Consider the following 19,136-nt stretch of genomic DNA (forward strand, 5'->3'; position numbering starts at 1 on the left):
AGAGTTGAAACTGTATATTCTCAGGTAGAATGACAAAAATACAATATAAATTCAGTGTTTTTATATCGACGCCACGTGTGTAAAAATAAAAAATGTTGCTGGTGTTTCGGTTTTTGTTTTGACTCGTGTTCTTCTGGTTGTCCCTTAAAACGACTCCACTGTTTGCTATGTATATTTGTTATACATCATGAGATAGGCGTAATGGTATCTGTTGATGAGTATCGCCCAAGCCCCCTGGAGGTACAGGTCAATCTGGCAGTGTACTGGATGGTTATGTTGTGCACTGCGGATATTTAAAACAAAGGGGATAAGGGAAAAGCCTGATTCGAAAGACGTATTAACGAAAAATATGATTTTTTCCTGCCAATTGCAACAATGATGACGGGATCACAATGCCAAGTTGAAGGGCGGTTGTCAGGTTGATAGCAAATGTATACTCGGTAGCTTGAACAACCGGAATTGTTCTGACGTCCTGTCCAGAGAGGATGGAATTGACAAGAACAGCTGTTTCTCGTCCTCCGGCTTGAAAGTCAGGTTGCATGCAGAACAGCGCGCCGCGTTTAACTGCATTGACGGTGCCCCCACATAACACGGGCTTTTCACCTCTCTTTTGAAGCATTCTGGTATACATATTCAATTCGGCCAAGGGCGTCGTCGGCTCCCACCAAAAGTCAATTTGACTGGAGAGAGATTGTGCGCGTTTTTCGACCTCGTCGAGCATTGTTGTAGTGCCTTCAGGCATTGCGCGATATGGGAAGAAAGAAGCAATAAATTGGATGTTTTTTGAGGAGGTGGCCGCTTTGTTGAGTTCGGCAAAGTCCTTTTGCGCAGACGGATAGTCACTTGCAATATAGCCAAATCGGACTGGTCTATTATCTACGACCTGACGTGCTAGTCTTGAAGCAATATTAAATTTCACTTTCTTATCTACACTATATGATCGTCCAGTGATGTTGGTTCCCGATGCCTGACCAATGGCGGGAACGAGGCCTACGCCGACTGGGTCTGTCACAAGAGCAAAAACAAGCGGAATTTGGGATGGTAAAACCGCTTGGGCTGCTTGGGCGGCCAGTGTCGCGATGGCCACGACAATATCTGGATGCGCTTGTTGTAGATATTGACGCAACAGGGCCTCGGCATTTTTTCGGCTGCCTTGTGCGTTGAGAATGACAAACTCCGATGTCTCCAATGAATATCCGAGGTTTTGCATTTCCCAGGTGAACCATCGACTGTACTCTTGAATTGCAGGAGTGGGCATGGTTTCCAGAACAACAATGCGTCGGTGCTTTTCCCCTTGGGATGCAAGAACAGCCTGACATGTTTGAAAAAATAAAAAAGAAATGAGCGCAAGGAGAGGAGCAAAACGTATCATGCTGTTTCACCGGGTGACACATGGTTTTTGGGAGAAATACGCAACGGCAATTATTCACCTTGTTATATCAAAAAATAGAGTACGTCGAATGCTTCCTGGGTTGAAAGGGAGTACATTCTATCTTCACGTTCTCGCTTTCCACGAGACTTGACGTGGTTGTTAAATTCGTCGATACCCTAGGCTAACTCTCGACCTTTTCGCAGGAGGTGCAAAATGAAGTGGTTTATTTCTGGTGGATGCCTCGTGTTTTTTTTGACCTTAGCGTTGAATGTTCAGGCGGCAACCTTTCAATGTGTTCGTCCCGGTGGCCACGTTGTTTGCTCAATTGAATCAACCTCGTCGAATCCGAGTTCAGACTGCAATGCCCAGTGCTTTTCTTGCAACTTGGTCTGCGCAGCCGTTCTTACCATGGAAAAAGGGCAAAACTATTCCCCTACGCCTTCTTCCGGCCCCAAAGGCGTTGGGGGGCAATCTCCGGTGAGAGAAACACCAGGACAATGCCGAAAGAGCTTAGCCGCGTGTCAAGCTCGGTGTAAAACTGATCCGAGCAATACAGGCAATACGTATGCGATGAGTTCCTGTATGTCGGCATGCCAAAATACTTTTAGTGGATGTGGCACTGGAAATTAAAAGTCGACTTCTGGTCTCTATCGATACAGAGTAGACTCCAACTACAGAATAGAGCGAAGAGTACTTCTATGAAATCCAAAATAAAATTCACAGTGATCGTTGTGACGATCCTTTTGGGAGTGCTGGCTGGTTGTGCGACAACCAGTACCATGTCGCTTACAACGTTTCGTTTTCGTTGTACGATGCAAGGAGATGACAAGTTCAATAATTGTGACACACAGGCCGTGTGTGCCCCCTATTCGGCATTCTTAAGTATGCCGGCTTCGTCTTCGTCGCTTGACGCGTGTCTTGCTGGATGCCAAAACGTCTATCAGCAGAATGATAGAATAAATTTTGCCTGTTCATACTCCAAAAACATTGCCCGGCGTACTTGTATTCAATATTGCCGTAGCAATTTCAGCTCTGGAGCTTCATAGCCACGACGGTTGATTCTCGTGTGACAAGCCCGGTTGCGTGGCGGGACAACTATTTTGAGATATATGACGCAAATTTTTCGTACCGATGTTTCTGACGTTAGAAAGGCGCAACATGATTGGCGTGAGGTCTCTCGACGAGGACCAGCCGGGTTTGTTACACGGGTTGAACATGAACACGCCTCCGGTGTCAGAGCCCTTGAAACCTCTCGCCGAGACCGGAAACAACGCGGGCCACTTTACGATCCCGCACCTTTCGTCAGAGCGCTCGATGCGTGGCTTCATTGGTGGGCCCCCGACCGCTTAACATGGTGGGTGGCGGTTACATTTATTATCGGATCAAGTTGTTTCATTGCCGGGGCCGGTATGGCGTTGGCACCATTCTATGATTGGGCATCGTTTAACGTTACAGCCATCAATCAGGTCTATGCGGTTGGGTCGATCTTTTTTTCTTTGGCCAGTTATCTCCAATTTGTCGAGGCTATCAATAGTGAACGTGGTGCTGAATTTTTCGTACGCGGGACACACACACATAACCCACGTTTTCGTTTTTTTGCCTGGGAACCGCGGCACCTTCCTTTCTTAGCGACAGCAAGCCAGTTTGTCGGTGCATTATGTTTTAATGTTGATTGTTTTTTTGCTCTTGTTTCCGGACTCACATGGCAAGAAGTTGATATGTTTCTGTGGGGCCCGTCCATGATTGGCTCCGTTCTTTTTCTTGTGTCGGGATATTTGTCCGTTATTGAAGTGGTGCATCGTTTGTGGGCCATATTGCCACGGGATATTTCGTGGTGGGTTGTTTTTATTAATTTTATCGGATGTGTATTCTTTTTTGTAGGCTCTGCAATGGCATTTTCCTGGCCAGGGCTGGAGAGTGCTAACCTGGCAGCGCTATCCAATGGAGGGACATTGCTTGGGGCGGTGTGCTTCTTTCTCAGTTCATTTTTGATGATTCCAGAAATGTTTTCACAGTAGAAATTTTATTGGCCAGTCGTACAACGTCATATAAGAGAGAGAAAATTGGAGCTATTCCTTGAGGATTCTCTTGGCTTAGGATATTAGTATACTGTCATTTTCAACGTGTTCACGTCTTTCTTCTCCGACATGCCAAGGCCTCACGGGATCTCATTGTATTGTGTGATAGCACTGTCTTTGCTTTGTATTTTTTTACAATTACCAACGGCTTTAAATAACAATCCAGCGGTCAAAACCAAATGTCGTTGAATATTAAAGTAAAATTTACATGTATTGCATCCGGATTATTTCTCGTTGGATGCCTTGTCCTTTCGTTATTTTTTTACATATTGTTCAATCAGATATTCGACCGCTTGTCCGATGTTCTCGAACATGACAACATGACGATGAACAGACATACTCTTGAAGAGTTGACGCAACTGACGGCACAAAATTGTGAAACGTTATTTTCCTCCGCTGAAGAAAGTGTACAATTTCTTGCCATGAAAACAGCAATGTCACTTGATGCTGCATCTTCTCCTTTCCTTGCAGTGCCTCCTGTTTCACTTACGCAGTCTCCGCGTGATGATTTTTTGACTGGTGAAACATCGTCTTCTGTGTCGGTGCTGGTCTGGGAAAAATCTCGTTTGGATGCAACGCGCTTGCGAACAATACATGCCACATCCGTCGTGGATAGTTTACTTGAAGGTGCAGTTGCTCAGTCTAACACTGTCCAGGCTGCTTGGATCATCATGCAAGATGGTTTTATGCGCTCTTTTCCCGACTCTTTTTTTCAAACTCGAATCTCCCGTGAAGACGCACAAGATATTCGTACAAACATTCGGTATTCTGCGGTCACTCCTGACAATGATCCGAAAAAGTCGGTCGTTTGGACCAAGGTCTCTCGGGACCCTGCCACGAATTCTCCTTCGTATGCCGTGTGCTTGCCGATCTATGGAGCACATGGATACTACGGTTCTGCTGGTTTGGATATCAGCATAGATTCCATAATGCATGGCCTGAATGAACAATCCGATTCTCCATCGGCCGAGCCGGATCAACGATTTCTTCTTGATAATCAGGGCTCCATCCTTTTCATGACGAAAAATCTCGCTCAGCGGTTAGGTTTGGCGATGTCGACAGAGGAGTCGGTTGAAGGAATAATGCATAGTGGATCGCTGGCCATGGCCGATAATCCAGACATACGTGAAGCCGTTGACTCCATGCGCTTCACATCATTGCATTATCAGGAATTGTCTGCACCAGGCGGAGCCTTGTTCATGGTTACTACCATACTTCCTTCGACGGGCTGGATTTATGGTGAAGTATTGGAAAAACAGAGCGCCAATTCTGTTGTTGACTTTTTTCGTTCTGAGTTAACCCAAGTAAACACGCGATTCTTTCGATTGGCCGCTCTGGCTGTTTTTGGTCTCCTCCTTGTTTTGCTGGTGCTGTGTCTTTTCTTTTTTCGTCGTTTTTTTGTGCGCCCTTTACATGCGATTATTGATGCGGTTGCAGCGATTGAAGCCGGACGCCGTTCTTTCGGACCCGTTGTGTCGTCGCGAAATGAGATGGGGACTTTGGCGAGAGAAATTGATTTTATGTCTGAAGCACTTGATGTGGAGCGCGATCGGCTTCACCTTGCTCGTAAAAAATATCGGGATAGTATCGAAAATTCTCCTGTCGGTATCTTCCAGGCTGGATTGGACGGGACGCTTCTAACCGTCAACCAAACTGGCGCGCAAATTCTTGGGTATACCGATATCGCGGAATGCCTCCAAGACCGAGTTTCCATGTTGGACAGGCTTCATGATGTCGAGATGGTCCGCAAGCTTCGCCAAACACTTATAACAAACGGTCGCATCGAGAATGTGGATCTGACCATCAAAGGGAAGTATGACCTGGTTGCAGTTCGTATTACAGGACGTCTTCTGCAGTTGGATGTCAACGGTCAGGGCGTTATGGAAGGGATGTTTGAAGATATAAGCCTACAAAAACAACGAGAACGCATTGAGGCTGACTTAGCCAAAGCTGAAGTGATCAACCAAGCCAGATCATCGTTTTTAGCAACAATGAGTCATGAAATTAGAACACCACTCCACTCTCTTCTTGGGAGTTTAGATGTGCTGGAGAATACTGGTCTCGGCGAACATCAAGAGGATATTGTAACGATAATGCGTTCGTCAGGGAGCATTCTTACCAATATTATGAACGATTTAGTCGATTTGTCACAACTCGAAAAAAATGAAATGGACCTGGATACCGCACCGTTTGACCTTCACCGTCTCGTTCAGGAAACCGCTCAGATGTTCGAGGCTAAAGCACAATCCAAAGCTCTTAGTTTTTCTGTTGAGATTGATCCTGATTTGCCGGCCTACCGCCTTGGCGATGAGCGCAAACTCAAACAAGCGTTCACCAACATCGTGGCGAACGCTTTGAAGTTTACAGAATCGGGACAGGTACGTATTACTGTATACAATGACGAAATAATTCATGGCGTAGCACTCTCAGTGCAAGACACAGGACCAGGTATTGCTCCCCAAGATCATAAATATATTTTTGAAGATTTTACCCAGACCGACTCTTCGACGACCCGCCGTTTTGGGGGGGCCGGTCTTGGCCTGGCTATAACCAACAGATTGGTTCGCCTTATGGGGGGGAAAATTAATCTTGAGAGCAAAAAAGGTTCTGGGGCGATTTTTACCATCCATGTTCCTTTGCCTTTGGCCGACCAGGTCGTAGAGGAAACTTCATTATCTGTTCAGGATACAAAAATGTATTCTGGTACAGTATTAATCGTCGATGATTTTATTCTTGGTCGTAATTTGGTGGAACTTTATTTGGAAGATACAGGTTTGTCGCTCGATATGGCTGAAACTGGCGATGAAGCCGTCGAGGCAACGAAAGAAAAACAGTATGATCTTATTCTTATGGATATTGAAATGCCGGGTATGGATGGATTTGCAGCGGCAGCGTGTATTCGGGAGGTCGAAAAGCAAAGCGGCTTACCTCCTGTTCCAATCTATGCACTTACTGCTCATCCGTACGATACGTATCGTTATGAAAGTGTACGGGTCGGATTAAATGGATTTTTGACTAAACCCATGGCTCGAGAGCATCTTCTTGCTATTATTGAAAAAGAATTGTCAGCAAAAATACTGAATGGCATGCACAAAAGTCGCGATGAGAGGCCGGATGCGTGAATATGAAATCGACACGCATTAAACAAACTTTTTTTTTCCTTGTGGCGGGGCTTTTTGTTCTGACATGTGTCTCTCTGGCTCTGCTATTTATATTTTTGTTTAATGAATTCAAGAAAGAGTCTGCTCCTTTGCTGCACAAGCAAATGAACGAGCAGGCATCGAAGCATTTTTTACGGGTAACAAAAAGCAAATCGCGTGCATATAATGCAGTATTGGGACGCATTGAACGTTCAAGCGTATTCTTGGCGCGAAAAATTGCAGAAGATCTTACTCGCGTCGAAGACGGGACAATGTCGGTGGCGACATTTCCTCATCTTATTCAGCAAGCACAAAATGGCATATATTCCAGTATTCAAGATGATAGAATAACTGCATTGTATTGGGGTGGCTCCATTATGAATGCCGCAACTCGTCGTGAACTTGCGGTGATGATGCAACAGGCAGATCTTTTCGAAAATGCAAAAAAAACCAATGTCGGTGTCTGTGCCGTATGGTTTATTGGAGAGAGCGGGACTGCACTGTATTATCCTCAAAGCGATGCGGTCTCTCATTTACGTTCTCCTTCACAAATCGATTATCGCAAGTCCTCATATTATCTCTACGCAAGCCCTTCGCAGAATCCTCAAGGGCGCGCTCGCTGGACATCCGTGTATTTTGACCCGGTCGGACATGGTTCTGTGGTATCCGTTGTCGTTCCTGTCATGCAATCAAATGAACGTTTCATGGGAGTCGTAGGTATTGATATCAAGATTAATGAGGTCATGACCCACGTCAATCATAGCGCTCCCGGAGTCCCTATGGAAGATTTCCTGTTGGACAAAAACGGAACGATCATTTTGCTACCGGAATGGCTCGCACGCGAATGGGAATTGCCCGTTGTCTCTGTTGACGAGAAACATTCTCGTGAAGAAATGGGACCATCTATGCTGTATGCTTCGGATGAAGCTGTACGGCAGGCAGGCAGAGAGATGTTGGTGCGCTCATCGGGAATTCTTCGTCTTGATTTCAAAACATCGAAATATATTACGGCATTTACACATCTTTACACAACCGATTGGGTGCTAGGCAGTACAATGCTTCAAGAAACAGCCCTTGCGCCGCTCACTGGATTAGAAACAGAATTTTATCGTATTCGCTTCTGGCTTTCCTGGGTTGTTCCGCTTGTGATTGGTTTACTTTTGATCGGATTATTATGGATTTTTTTAAAGTTCATTCATCGTTATTTTGAAAAACCATTGAGTGCTATCTTGAGTGATATCTCTCGGATAAAACAGGGAGAAGTTCCATCTGTTCCAGCCGTAACATCTCACGATGAGCTTGGTCGACTTTCTGCTGCAATATGTCAGTTAGCCACAACACTCGAAGCTGATCGCGAGCTTCTTGATCGAACACAAAGAGAATATCAACGCATTTTTGAAGAACTTCCTGTGGGAATGTTTCGATCAACAATGGATGGAGAAATTCTGGATGTTAATCCAGCTTTGGTCAAACTCGTCGGCTATGAGGACATCCCTTCGTTTCTCCAGAACGTCGAGAATATGAAAGAGCTCTATCTGGATCCGGAAGAGCGACAGAAATTTTTGGTAGCCCTCGTTGCACGTGGACAAGCTGATGATATAGATGGGGTATTTCGACATCGCGATGGGGAATCTCTTCCAATTATTCGGGCTGCACGTCTGACTGCAGGCGATGATGGTCAGCCTGTTATTGAAGGAGTTATTTATGACGCAGCCCAGCGGAATCAACGTCGTGATATTCAGAAAGAACTGGCACGGATTGAAGCAGCATCCCAGACAAAAACCATGTTCCTGGCTTCACTCAGTCACGAGTTGCGCACTCCGCTGAATGCGTTGTTGGGTGGGGTGGATATCTTGTATGATACATCTCTTTCTCCAAAGCAGTCGTGGACACTGAGCTTAATGCGTGAATCCGCGCAAATGCTTGTACAACTTGTGGATGAGCTGCTCGATTACTCCCGTCTTGAAGCGGGGAAAATCATGTTGAAGAAAGAAATTATTGATATTCAAGATGTGGCGCGTTCGGCTCTGGGGAGTTTTGCGGAAAAAGCGCGTAAAAAAGGCATTGAAGCACGATTTATTGTGACGGGCCTGTTGAACAACATGCGCGTGGGGGACCCTGAAAATATACGGAAAGTTCTTGTTATTTTGCTCGACAATGCTTTTAAGTTTACTGTCCGTGGCAGTGTTGAATTGCTTCTTGAGGAATCTTCACGCACGTCCACGGTGCACATCAGGATTACCGATACCGGGCCGGGAATCCCTGAAAATCAGAAAAAACGGATACTTGATTATTTCACCCAGGCCGATCCCTCTGCGTTTTCCAGTGTCGATAGCCCTGGGGTTGGCTTGACACTGGTACGCAAGCTTGTGTTTCTAATGAATGGTAATGTGACGATCGAGAGTGAAGAGGGCAAAGGTACGCAGGTTCATGTCAGTTTACCTCTTGCGTCGAGTGCGGCTCTCGATGAACGTACGGATACGGTGAGTCAAGATCTTGCCAGTCTAAGCGGACGAATTTTAGCCGTTGATGACTATGCATTCGGTCATACAGTTCTGGGCCAATACTTGGAAGGATCTCGAATTATGATGGATACGGCCTCTTCCGGCGAAGAGGCAATAGCCTTGGCAGCAAGAAATCAGTATGATCTTATTCTGATGGATTGGGAAATGCCGAAGATAGATGGCTTTGAAGCGGCGCGAATTATACGTGACGAAGAAGAACGCACTCGACGATCAGCAACGCCACTCGTCGTTATGGCGGCCTATGATATGAATCCTATGGCGATGCATGGAGCTCAACATCTTTTTGATGCTCATTTGAGTAAACCTGTTTCGCGCAAAGCATTTGCCTCCGTTCTGAAACAATTTCTGAACAATTCTGCGGAGTCTTCTTCGCGTGCATCTTCAAGCTAACGTTTCATCTTTACATCAAGGAGGCGCTGGTCATGGAAGTGCTTGCATCTGCACCAGGGCCACCGCCCCCACTACGTCCACCGCCGTGGCCGCCATCGTGATCGCTATCTCCTCCTCCATGTCCGTCGCCATGACCACTATTTCCTCCGCTATCCTTCCCTCCTGTTGAGTGGCCATTTTTTCCTCCTCCCATTCCTCCCATGCCACGACTGTCAGGTTCTGTTCCACTCGGTGCGTGGTTTGTTGGGCTCTGTTGCGACGCCGGAACGGACTGGCTCGGAGTGAGAGAGAAGTTGTTTGAAGCGTCATCCTGTGGGGGCGGCTCGGTTGCTGTTTCGGCCGGTGGGAGGCCCGTTTCAGTGAGCGAATTGCTGGGCGACGGATTGCTTCCGGCTGGCACTTGCGCTTCCGGTCGGTTAAGTCCTAACGGAGGAGAAGGCGGTCTCCGTGCGCGTTGTCGTTGCCATTGTTTGTAACGTCGTAAGAGTTCACGTCGCTTATTCTCTGGCAGATTTTGGAATTGCTTATATATCGAAAGAATGCGTTGTCGCTCTTCTTGCGGCATGGTCTGAAACGCAGTGAAATTACGTCGAATCTGGTCCCGCCGTTCTGGGCTCAGTTCCTGCCAGGCGTTGTAGCGACCCAGGATGCGCTGACGTTCTTCTGGTGGCATTGTGGCCCACTGGTTTGCTCCCTTCGCCAGAATATCCTGCTGGTCGGCAGGGAGGTTGTTCCATACATCGGCATACGGTGTGAGCACACGTTGTTGACCTTCGTTGAGATCCGACCATGCTGTGCCGGCAAAAGCGAAATCCGGAAAGAGACAGCTAAGCAAGAGCACCCATGCGAAGCAAATTATGATGTTACTTTTCATCTTCATGACGTTTTTCCTCTGACGCAAGCAGCTCATCGAATATTATGGGGTCTACGAAGCCACCATCTTCAATTTTGAACTCACCTAAATATTCGAGGAGCCCCCTGGGAGGGGTTACAGCCGTGGTCAATGTTTGGTCTATTGTCTGTCCCGTTTCGTTGCGTTCCGGTTCTTCGTCTGCCCACACCGGTGTGGCAAAAAACACGAAAACAAGGATGATGAAAATCGGCCATTTACCCTTCCTGACCGGTTGAAGCCAACCACGTATAAAATTCAAGGTTTTCATACAGCTCCAAGGGTTGATTTGCGCCTAGCACACCAACGTCGCTGTCTAAGATCGCTACAGTATTCGATCCGTTCATGTCAAAACGGCTCAGACCGATACCAATGACCACCGCAGCAATGGCAATGGCAATGGCACTGGTCACGGGGAAAAGCAATGGTCTTTTGCACATTCGTTCGGCATGCTTTTCAAGAGCGACAGCTCGGGCGCGAGCCAACCCATAAACCGTATCATCCGGAAGATCTTCGATTGATGCATGGATCTCACTGGTTACTTTGGAGAGCAATGTATTTTCTTCGCTCATGGTTGGTATCCTTGTAAATGGTCCCGCAAGGCGGCAAGGGCTCTGAAATAATGTGTTTTTACTGATCCGGCGCTGACTCCCATGGCTTGGGCCGTGTCGGCCACACTGAGTTCTTCCACGGCACGTAATAAAAACGCCTGCTGTTGACGAAGGGGAAGTTTTTTCAGTGCAACGTTCACATCATCTCGGAATCGAGTATCGCCAAGAATGTCTTCCATGCTTCTCGTTCCGGGGTCAGGCAAAAGCGATATCGGGTCGGGACCGGTGTCTTCATTATCGTTTAGGCCAAGCCAGCTTATAGCGGAGAGAACGCGATTTCGGACATTTTTGCGCCTGTGAAAATCCGTGATTGCGTTTGTGAGCGTACGGTAAAACAGTGGTTTGCGCTCTTCTTCCGGCTTATTACTGTATTTCGCAACAAATCGAGTCATTGCGTCTTGTACGAGATCAAGAGCATCCTGAGGATTGCTTACGGCTGTAACAGCCATGTAATACGCTCGACGTTCGACGCTTCGTAAAAACATGTCGAGTTGTTTTGTGTCAGCACTTCCTTTCATCTGACAATAGTGCCTTGATTTGAGTTGCCAATGAAGTCTTTTTTTTCATGTATAAAAACTTCTTTTCGAGTCTTCCTGTTTCGGCGTAATATTTCAAACGAGGACATTATATCCTCGAATGTTCATGTGGATGTCGTTAAAGTAGAACGTCCTATGTGGGAATCCGTTGACACGGGATGAATAAAAAACGAATTATTAAACAAATTATGACGATATCGAACGATAATCGACATGTATGCAATGAGAGAATGTAATGATCTAAAGAAGGCGTAATGCAAGACAGATCCATTTTCAGCATGCTTGAAATTTGGTCGGCAGGAAGACGGGCCCGAAGATCATCGCACCGAACAAGCAAAAAGAAATTTTGGTTGGGGATTGCAGCGCTTTTCTTGGGGGGATGGATCGTTGTCGCTCCGCTCCAAGCGAATGCAGGACAGAATGAGGAACTCGATCGATTTACCCTCCAACTGAAGTGGCTCCATCAATTTCAATTTGCTGGATATTATGCCGCCAAGGAACACGGATATTATCAAGATGTTGGTATTGACCTTGTTATCAAAGAAGGCGGTCCCGGCATTGATCCTATTGAAGAAGTGACAAGTGGCCGGGCTGATTTCGGTGTCGCCGGTCCTGAATTGTTGTTACGCTATCTTGAAGGTTCTCCTGTGGTGGTATTGGCCGCCATTTTCCAGCATTCTCCCTCAGCATTGATTTCTTTGAGTGAAAGTTATCTTTCCACTCCTCATGATCTCGTGGGGAAAAAGCTTATGTTGTCTCAATCTGGCGAAGCCGACATTTGGGCGATGCTGTCGAATGAAGGGATTACCGCTAAAGATTTTCGTTTAATCACAACGACATGGGACGTGACAGAACTGATCGATCATCATGTCGATGCGATGGCTTCCTATAGTACGAACACGCCGTACTTACTTGAGAAGCAAGGTGTCTCCTATTCGCTTATGCGACCGAGTTCGTATGGTGTTGATTTTTATGGCGACTGTTTATTTACTTCCAAAGTCCAGGCGCAAGACGAAACGGAAATGACAAAGCGATTCCTCGAAGCGTCGTTGAAAGGTTGGGAGTATGCCTTTGCTCACGAACAGGAGGTGATTGATTTACTGCTTGATGTCTATCGAAGTTCAAAGAGCCGTGAACATCTCGTCTTTGAGGCGAAAGCACTTCGAGAATTGGTCATGCCGAATCTTATTCAGCTTGGTCATATAAACGCCGGTCGCTGGCAATATATGGCGAATACCTATGCTGCTCTTGGTATGGCGTCGCCGAAGCAGGTTATTTCCGGTTTTCTGTTTGATGCAGAATCCAGTGAAAGTCGCCGACTCAATTTGGCTTTAAGGGCATTGGGGGGGGCTCTTGCCGGAGTCGCTGCTGTTTTGATCTGGCTTTATTTGTTTAATCATCGTCTTAAAGCTGCGGTGAAACAGCGGACAGAAGAACTCAATCGTCTGAATCATGATATGTCTGCCGAAATTATCGAACGCAAGCGCACTGGCCAACAACTTCTGGAAAGTGAAGAGCGTCTCCGGACGCTTATCAATACTATTCCCGACTTTGTGTGTCTCAAAGATGAGGACGGGCGGTGGTTGTTGGCCAACGAAGCCGCATTACGTCTCTTTGGCTTGTCGGTCGACATGTATCAGGGGAAGACCGATGGTGAACTTGCTAAAATGATTCCAACGTTTACAGCGGTGTTTAATGAGTCACGACAAGATGATGAGCAGGCGTGGTCATGGAAACGGCTCATTCGGGCAGAAGTGACGTTGCCTGTAGGGGATGATGGCAAGGCCGTATTCGACGTGATTCGGGTACCTTTGTACTCTCATGATGGAGAGAAAAAAGGACTTATTATCATCGGTCGTGAAATAACCGAACGGAAACGTTTCGAAGAAGCTCTTCGCGAAAGCAACAAGGTGACATCAGTCCTGTACAAAATTGCCAATGTTGTGGGAGCCAGCGCGAATCAGGACGTTCATACACTTATGTCTGGAGTTCACGACGTTTTGCAACAGGCACTTCCCGCGAAAAATATCGCTTTGGGTGTCTTGAATCACGCCACCGACCAGCTCGAATTCTTGTATTTTGTTGATGAACTTGATGCCCCTCCTGCACCTATAGAACACATTTCGCATAGCCTTCAGGCAAGCAAACATGATATCATTGAATCGAGAGATGCTTTGATTACAGTACTTCGTTCGACAGAACCTCTTCTTTTTACCAAAGCGGTGATGCATTTAACGGGCATGTCTCCGCCCGGTACTACACCTGAATTTTGGCTCAGTGTACCACTCAAAGCTGGGGATCGAATTATTGGCCTGCTTTGGCTCAAGAGTTATGAGAGTTCTGAATATTTTTCCCATAAAGACGTGGCCTTTATGAATGCCGTCGCTGACCAAATATCAATGGGGATATTGCGTCATCAAGTGACAGAAGATTTGCGTCAGGCCAAGGAAGATGCTGTTTTGGCCAACTGCGCCAAAAGTAATTTTCTTGCCAGCATGAGTCATGAAATACGAACTCCGCTTAATGCCATTGTCGGTTTGACCGATTTGCTTGCGAGATCTTGTCTCGATACTTCCCAAAAAGATTATGTCGAAACAATACGAGATTCAGCCGATCATCTCCTCGGTATCATCAGCGACATTCTTGATTTCTCCAAGATTGAAGCACGGAAGATGGAGCTCGAACAGATTGATTTCGATCTTACCAGTTTATTGGCATCGGTGCACAAAACGATTTCACTTGAGGCAGGCAAAAAAGGCTTGGCATTTAATATTACAATACATCCGGATACGCCGACGTTGTTGTGTGGTGATCCAGGTCGACTCCGCCAGATCCTTGTCAACCTGATGGGCAATGCCGTGAAATTTACGGAACATGGGCGTATTGAGGTACGCGCTGAGCCTGACTCCGGAGAGTTCGTCGGTTCTCTAGGTATTCACTTTTCCGTGAGCGATACAGGCGTTGGGATTGGAGACGACATTAAAGGCTCAATTTTTGAGAGCTTTAAACAAGCTGACGATTCAACGACGAGGAAATATGGGGGAACCGGTCTCGGACTGTCCATTTCGAAGCAGCTTGTTGAACTTATGCATGGTCATATTGGGGTGGAATCGACGGTTGGAGAAGGAAGTACCTTCCATGTGACTCTTCCATTCGAACCTGGAGATGCGAACAAATTTGCCTCGCAACTTTTGGAGTGTGCGCCCGAAGATGCTGAGAACCAAATGCATTTTCATCTCTTGATTGTTGAAGACAACCCCATCAACGTCAAGGTTGCCAAAGCCCATCTTGCCCTTCTCGGCCATAAATTGACCGTTGCGGAAAATGGCCTTGAAGCCATCAAAGCCTTGTCGAAGACTTCCTTTGATGCGGTGCTCATGGATATTGAAATGCCGGAGATGGATGGATTGACCGCGACGAAATATATCCGTCAAGGTGGGTTTGGAGAACTCCGTGTACGTAATACGGATATTCCTATTGTGGCCATGACCGCCCATGTGACGACGAATATCAAGGAACAATGTCGGGATGTCGGGATGGATGGGCATATGGGCAAGCCGATTAATTTTGAACATCTCACCAGATTGCTTTCCAAATTGTTATCAAATGGCAATGACGGGTTTATCGAAGATGACTCCAAGCACATTGAACAAACCGACGCTGTTTTGCTCGACAAAAGTGAAGCCGCTGCACGGCTTGGCATTGATGAGGATGAGTTTGAACGTATTTTTCACGCTTCCCTCAAAGAAATGCAAACACGTATAGGCGCAATTGAAGCTGCGTTAGCAACAGGAACTCTGGAAAATATATCCATTAATGCGCATGCATTAAAAAGTACATGTGCCGTTATCGGCGCCGAGACCTGTCGCAGTTTGTCTCATGCTTTGGAGAAGGCATCAAAGAACAACAACCACACAGAACTTCCTGATCTGTTTGATCAATTACGCAAAGCCATTACGAGCATATTCGCTTCTATAGATCAGTAGCCTGTTCGGTCTTGTTTTACGTGGGGGGCTGACCCAAAAAACAGGCCGGGCGTGAAGCCCGGCCTTGGAAGGAGGCGCGCTGGTCGCGTTTTGGAGGCGCCTACGTAAGGAGGTATTTTTCGCACGGCTCGCCGTCTTCGAGAGCGTCGAGGATTTCATCCACGATTTCTTCGGATTCGACTTTGCCGTACCAATACCCTTGGGGATAGACAACCATAACAGGGCCGTCTTCACATTGCTTCAGGCAACCTGTGCTGGTGACGAGAGCATCCAAGCCGCGATCGAGAATTTCTTCATCGAGATAGGGCATGAGATCAGCAGCTTTTTTATTGCAAACGCCTTTGGGGTCACCTTTGGCGCGGAAAGAATTACAGACGAGGATGTGGTATTCCGGTTTTTCCATGGGTCAATCTCCGCGTGCTGAGTATGTACTCGGGTTAGGCCCGTATTGTGCCGCGAATCGTGGGGGCGATTCGCGGCACAATGGGGTTTGAAGGTTCCGGTCTCGGGATATGTGCTGTGCGTTGGGTTCGTATGAATTAGTATACCAGTTCGAAGGCTTCTTCCGAGGATTCCCGGTCACGCTTATCGAGCATGGCATTAAGCATCTGTTCCATGAGCCGCATGGCACCCTTGTAACCGACCGAGGGGAACACGGAATGCCCGAAGCGGTCGAGGATGGGGAAGCCATGGCGTACCATCGGAATGTCTTCGTCACGGGCGATGTACTTGCAGTACGTGTTGCCGATGATGAGATCCACAGGCTCGTTTTTGATCCACTGGTGCAGCAGGAACATGTCGCCGGGCACCGCTACGTTGGGCGTATAGGGCAAGTCCGCTTCAGCGAACATTTCTTCCATGCGTTTCCGGAACTTATTACCAGGGGTACCTGTTACGATGTGTTTGGGATACATGCCCAAGTTGATGCAGAACTGCGTCAGCGGGATGAGCTGATCAGGATCACCAACCAGGGCCACCTTCTTCTGGTGGAAGTACTGCTGGTAGTCACACATCGCATCGACGAGGACACCGCGTTCTTTGGTAACCGAGTCCGGAACGTTGACGCCGGCGGCTTTGCGCAGGGCATCGATGAAGTTGTCGGTAGCGGTTACACCAATGGGCAGATCGAGTACCTGGCAAGGCACTTTGTAGGTGGCATCGAGGTACTTGGCACCGTCGGCCGAAGACCATTCGCCCAAGGCAATCGTAGCCAGGCTGTCGCCAGAGGACTTCAGGTCGGCAATTTTGGTGCCGCCATCAGGATACATATTATATTTGCCGGTCATGGGGCTGTTCACAACACCGGAGGTGTCGGGGAACATGATGGTCTTTACACCGACCATCGCGGACAAGCGTTTGATTTCTTCCATGTCCGACGGTTCAACATAGCCGGGAATAACGTTGACTTTGCCGTTCTTTTTCCCCGTCTTTTCGGCCAGGCCTTTGACCATACCGAGAACCATGTTGGAGAAACCCGTTACATGGGAGCCGACATAGCTCGGAGTGTGGCAATAAATGATCTTTTTGCCTTCAGGAACTTTGCCGTCCTGTTTGGCCTTGTCTGCGATCTGAGCGACGTCGTCACCGATGGTTTCAGACAAACAGGTGGTGTGGACCGCAATGATTTCCGGGTCATAGACCGTGAACATGTTGTCAATGGCCTGGACCAAGTTGGCCTGTCCACCGAAGACCGAGGCGCCTTCAGTAAAGGAACTCGTTGCAGCAGCAATGGGGTCCTTGTAGTGCCGGGTCAAGGAACTTCTGTGGTATGCACAGCAGCCCTGTGAACCGTGGGAGTGAGGCAGGCATCCATGGATGCCCAGGGCCGCGTACATGGCGCCGATGGGCTGGCAGGTCTTGGCCGGATTAATGACGAGCGCTTTGCGCTCTTTTATCTCTTTGGGGGTGTGTCTTAAAAGCATGGCTCTTCCCTTTCTCAATGGATGCGCAAATTATTCCCAGTTGTAGGCAGCGGCCAGTTCGGGGCTCTTTTCCCAGGGGGCTTTAACGAGATCCCAGACTTTGGCACTGACCATGCGGTCGATTTCATAGTAGAAATTGATCGCTCCCTTGAAGGCGGCATAAGGACCGTGGTAGTCGTAGCTATGCAGCTGCTTCATGGGGATACCCATTTTCTGAGCGCTGTACTTTTCCTTAATACCGGCACAGAAGATATCGGGTTTGTAGTACTCGAGAAGCTTATCAGCTTCGTACTGGTTGATGTCGTCCATGACGAGGGTCTTGGGCTTCATCTCCGGAATCATGCCGTCGTAATCTTTGAATTCAAATCCTTCGGCAGCAAGCTTTTCGAGTTCTTCCGGGGTTTTCCGCGGTTTGAAGCGAGTCGGATCCTGTTCGACTTCGATTTCTTCGATGTTCCGGCTATCAGCGTCCACTTTAATGGTGGGCAACACTTCACGGCCTTCATAGTCGTCGCGGTGAGCAAATTCATACCCGGCGGCGATGCTTGTCATGCCGATTTCAGCAAACAGTTCCTGATAGTGGTGAGCGCGGGAACCACCAACGAACAGCATGGCAGTTTTGCCTTCCGTGCGTGAACGGACATCATCTTGAGCGGCTTTGACGGCCGGCATTTCTTCGGCGATCACGGCTTCTACTTTGTCGATGAGTTCCTGGTCACCAAAGTACTTGGCGATCTTACGCAACGACTTGGCAGTGGCTTCTGCACCGATGAAGTTGACCTTGATCCAGGGAATACCAAATTTTGTTTCCATCATTTCCGCAACATAGTTGATGGAGCGGTGGCACATGATGGCGTTCAGGTCTGCCGTATGGCAGGTGGCGAACTGGTCGTACGTCGAGTTACCCGAAAAGGTCGACACCAACGTGATACCGCAACGATCCAGCAGATCTTCGATAACGAACGCGTCACCGCCGATGTTGTATTCGCCGAGCAGGTTGATTTTGTACTTGCCCTCTTTACCGTTGTCGTCGGTACCGACAACGTTGGTGAAGATGGCGTTGTTGGCAATGTGGTGACCAGCAGACTGGGAAACACCTTTGTAGCCTTCACAAGAGAACCCGAAAACATTGATGCCCAATTTTTCTTTGGCTTCGCGGGCAACAGCGTGGACGTCGTCACCGATGAGGCCGACAGGACATGTGGAAAACAAAGCGATCGCTTTGGGTTTCATGATCTCGTAGGCTTCCAAAATGGCGGCCATGAGCTTTTTCTCACCACCAAAGATAATTTCACTATCCTGCATGTCCGTGGTGAAGCAGTAGGGCATGAAATTATGATCTTCAGGGTTCGGGGCACTCGTCTGGTTACGGCGAGTCAGCCAGGAGTAAAAACCGCAGCCGACAGGGCCATGGGTGATGTTTACGATGTCACGGGTGGGACCCAGAATAACGCCCTTACAACCGGCATACGTGCAGCCACGCATGGTGATGATACCGGGAATGGTACGAACGTTGGCCTGAATTTCAAGGCCATCACTTTCTTTCCCTTTGGAAATAACGATGGATTTGGCCCGCTTTCTTGCCACTTTGGGCGGATATTTCTTAAGGATCTCTTCCTTGAAGTCGGTGGGATCCTTTTTCATATATTCTTCGGTCTTGGTGGGCATGGTGCTAACTTCCTCTTCG

13 protein-coding genes are annotated in these 19,136 nt (G+C 47.7%); 5 read left to right on the forward strand and 8 right to left on the reverse strand.

Annotation, left to right across the window (positions count from 1 at the left end; translation table 11 throughout):
• Positions 1-337 precede the first annotated feature (337 nt).
• On the reverse strand, positions 338-1,372 hold the full coding sequence (locus G451_RS0108040) for an ABC transporter substrate-binding protein (RefSeq protein ID WP_027183842.1): 1,035 nt from the start codon (positions 1,370-1,372) through the stop codon (positions 338-340).
• Between the two features lie 213 nt (positions 1,373-1,585).
• Here G451_RS0108040 and G451_RS0108050 point away from each other — a divergent pair, with 213 nt between their 5' ends.
• From G451_RS0108050 to G451_RS0108070, 4 genes are all read left to right on the forward strand, one after another.
• Positions 1,586-2,002, forward strand: a complete 417-nt coding sequence (locus tag G451_RS0108050) for a hypothetical protein (protein ID WP_027183843.1) — start codon at positions 1,586-1,588, stop codon at positions 2,000-2,002.
• A gap of 479 nt (positions 2,003-2,481) precedes the next feature.
• Entirely contained in the window at positions 2,482-3,390 is a 909-nt protein-coding gene (locus tag G451_RS0108060; protein WP_027183845.1) for a hypothetical protein, read from the forward strand.
• A 386-nt stretch (positions 3,391-3,776) separates the two neighbouring features.
• The gene (locus G451_RS0108065; protein ID WP_169727843.1) at positions 3,777-6,572 is read left to right on the forward strand and encodes a PAS domain-containing hybrid sensor histidine kinase/response regulator; all 2,796 of its coding nucleotides are present in this window, start codon (positions 3,777-3,779) and stop codon (positions 6,570-6,572) included.
• 2 nt (positions 6,573-6,574) lie between these two features.
• Entirely contained in the window at positions 6,575-9,505 is a 2,931-nt protein-coding gene (locus G451_RS0108070; RefSeq protein WP_027183847.1) for a hybrid sensor histidine kinase/response regulator, read from the forward strand.
• A gap of 10 nt (positions 9,506-9,515) precedes the next feature.
• Here the strand turns inward: G451_RS0108070 and G451_RS32475 are convergent, their stop codons facing one another.
• The 4 genes from G451_RS32475 to G451_RS0108090 are packed head-to-tail and all read right to left on the reverse strand — an operon-like array spanning position 9,516 to position 11,523.
• A complete protein-coding gene (locus tag G451_RS32475) occupies positions 9,516-10,385 on the reverse strand; it encodes a DUF3106 domain-containing protein (protein WP_051261287.1) in 870 nt (289 codons plus the stop codon).
• Entirely contained in the window at positions 10,369-10,665 is a 297-nt protein-coding gene (locus G451_RS0108080; protein WP_156921554.1) for a hypothetical protein, read from the reverse strand. The genes G451_RS32475 and G451_RS0108080 overlap by 17 nt, the downstream gene beginning before the upstream one ends.
• Positions 10,613-10,966, reverse strand: coding sequence for a hypothetical protein (locus tag G451_RS0108085; protein WP_027183849.1), 354 nt, complete (start codon positions 10,964-10,966; stop codon positions 10,613-10,615). The genes G451_RS0108080 and G451_RS0108085 overlap by 53 nt, the downstream gene beginning before the upstream one ends.
• Entirely contained in the window at positions 10,963-11,523 is a 561-nt protein-coding gene (locus G451_RS0108090) for an RNA polymerase sigma factor (RefSeq protein ID WP_027183850.1), read from the reverse strand. The genes G451_RS0108085 and G451_RS0108090 overlap by 4 nt, the downstream gene beginning before the upstream one ends.
• Before the next feature lie 272 nt (positions 11,524-11,795).
• Between G451_RS0108090 and G451_RS32480 the strand changes: the two genes are divergently transcribed.
• The gene (locus G451_RS32480; protein WP_051261288.1) at positions 11,796-15,527 is read left to right on the forward strand and encodes an ABC transporter substrate-binding protein; all 3,732 of its coding nucleotides are present in this window, start codon (positions 11,796-11,798) and stop codon (positions 15,525-15,527) included.
• Between the two features lie 100 nt (positions 15,528-15,627).
• Here the strand turns inward: G451_RS32480 and G451_RS0108100 are convergent, their stop codons facing one another.
• From G451_RS0108100 to nifD, 3 genes are all read right to left on the reverse strand, one after another.
• A complete protein-coding gene (locus G451_RS0108100; RefSeq protein ID WP_027183851.1) occupies positions 15,628-15,930 on the reverse strand; it encodes a (2Fe-2S) ferredoxin domain-containing protein in 303 nt (100 codons plus the stop codon).
• 136 nt (positions 15,931-16,066) lie between these two features.
• On the reverse strand, positions 16,067-17,449 hold the full coding sequence (gene nifK / locus G451_RS0108105; protein ID WP_027183852.1) for a nitrogenase molybdenum-iron protein subunit beta: 1,383 nt from the start codon (positions 17,447-17,449) through the stop codon (positions 16,067-16,069).
• 30 nt (positions 17,450-17,479) lie between these two features.
• The gene (gene nifD / locus G451_RS0108110; protein WP_051261289.1) at positions 17,480-19,117 is read right to left on the reverse strand and encodes a nitrogenase molybdenum-iron protein alpha chain; all 1,638 of its coding nucleotides are present in this window, start codon (positions 19,115-19,117) and stop codon (positions 17,480-17,482) included.
• Positions 19,118-19,136 lie beyond the last annotated feature (19 nt).

This window comes from Desulfovibrio inopinatus DSM 10711 (assembly GCF_000429305.1).
Classification (GTDB): Bacteria; Desulfobacterota; Desulfovibrionia; order Desulfovibrionales; family Desulfovibrionaceae; genus Alteridesulfovibrio; species Alteridesulfovibrio inopinatus.

Excerpts from the sequence above, each read along its gene's own strand:
- G451_RS0108040 (WP_027183842.1), bottom strand. The coding sequence starts at position 1,372 with ATGATACGTTTTGCTCCTCTCCTTGCGCTCATTTCTTTTTTATTTTTT.
- G451_RS0108050 (WP_027183843.1), top strand. The coding sequence starts at position 1,586 with ATGAAGTGGTTTATTTCTGGTGGATGCCTCGTGTTTTTTTTGACCTTA.
- G451_RS0108060 (WP_027183845.1), top strand. The coding sequence starts at position 2,482 with ATGACGCAAATTTTTCGTACCGATGTTTCTGACGTTAGAAAGGCGCAA.
- G451_RS0108065 (WP_169727843.1), top strand. The coding sequence starts at position 3,777 with ATGAACAGACATACTCTTGAAGAGTTGACGCAACTGACGGCACAAAAT.
- G451_RS0108070 (WP_027183847.1), top strand. The coding sequence starts at position 6,575 with ATGAAATCGACACGCATTAAACAAACTTTTTTTTTCCTTGTGGCGGGG.
- G451_RS32475 (WP_051261287.1), bottom strand. The coding sequence starts at position 10,385 with ATGAAGATGAAAAGTAACATCATAATTTGCTTCGCATGGGTGCTCTTG.
- G451_RS0108080 (WP_156921554.1), bottom strand. The coding sequence starts at position 10,665 with ATGAAAACCTTGAATTTTATACGTGGTTGGCTTCAACCGGTCAGGAAG.
- G451_RS0108085 (WP_027183849.1), bottom strand. The coding sequence starts at position 10,966 with ATGAGCGAAGAAAATACATTGCTCTCCAAAGTAACCAGTGAGATCCAT.
- G451_RS0108090 (WP_027183850.1), bottom strand. The coding sequence starts at position 11,523 with ATGAAAGGAAGTGCTGACACAAAACAACTCGACATGTTTTTACGAAGC.
- G451_RS32480 (WP_051261288.1), top strand. The coding sequence starts at position 11,796 with ATGCAAGACAGATCCATTTTCAGCATGCTTGAAATTTGGTCGGCAGGA.
- G451_RS0108100 (WP_027183851.1), bottom strand. The coding sequence starts at position 15,930 with ATGGAAAAACCGGAATACCACATCCTCGTCTGTAATTCTTTCCGCGCC.
- nifK (WP_027183852.1), bottom strand. The coding sequence starts at position 17,449 with ATGCTTTTAAGACACACCCCCAAAGAGATAAAAGAGCGCAAAGCGCTC.
- nifD (WP_051261289.1), bottom strand. The coding sequence starts at position 19,117 with ATGCCCACCAAGACCGAAGAATATATGAAAAAGGATCCCACCGACTTC.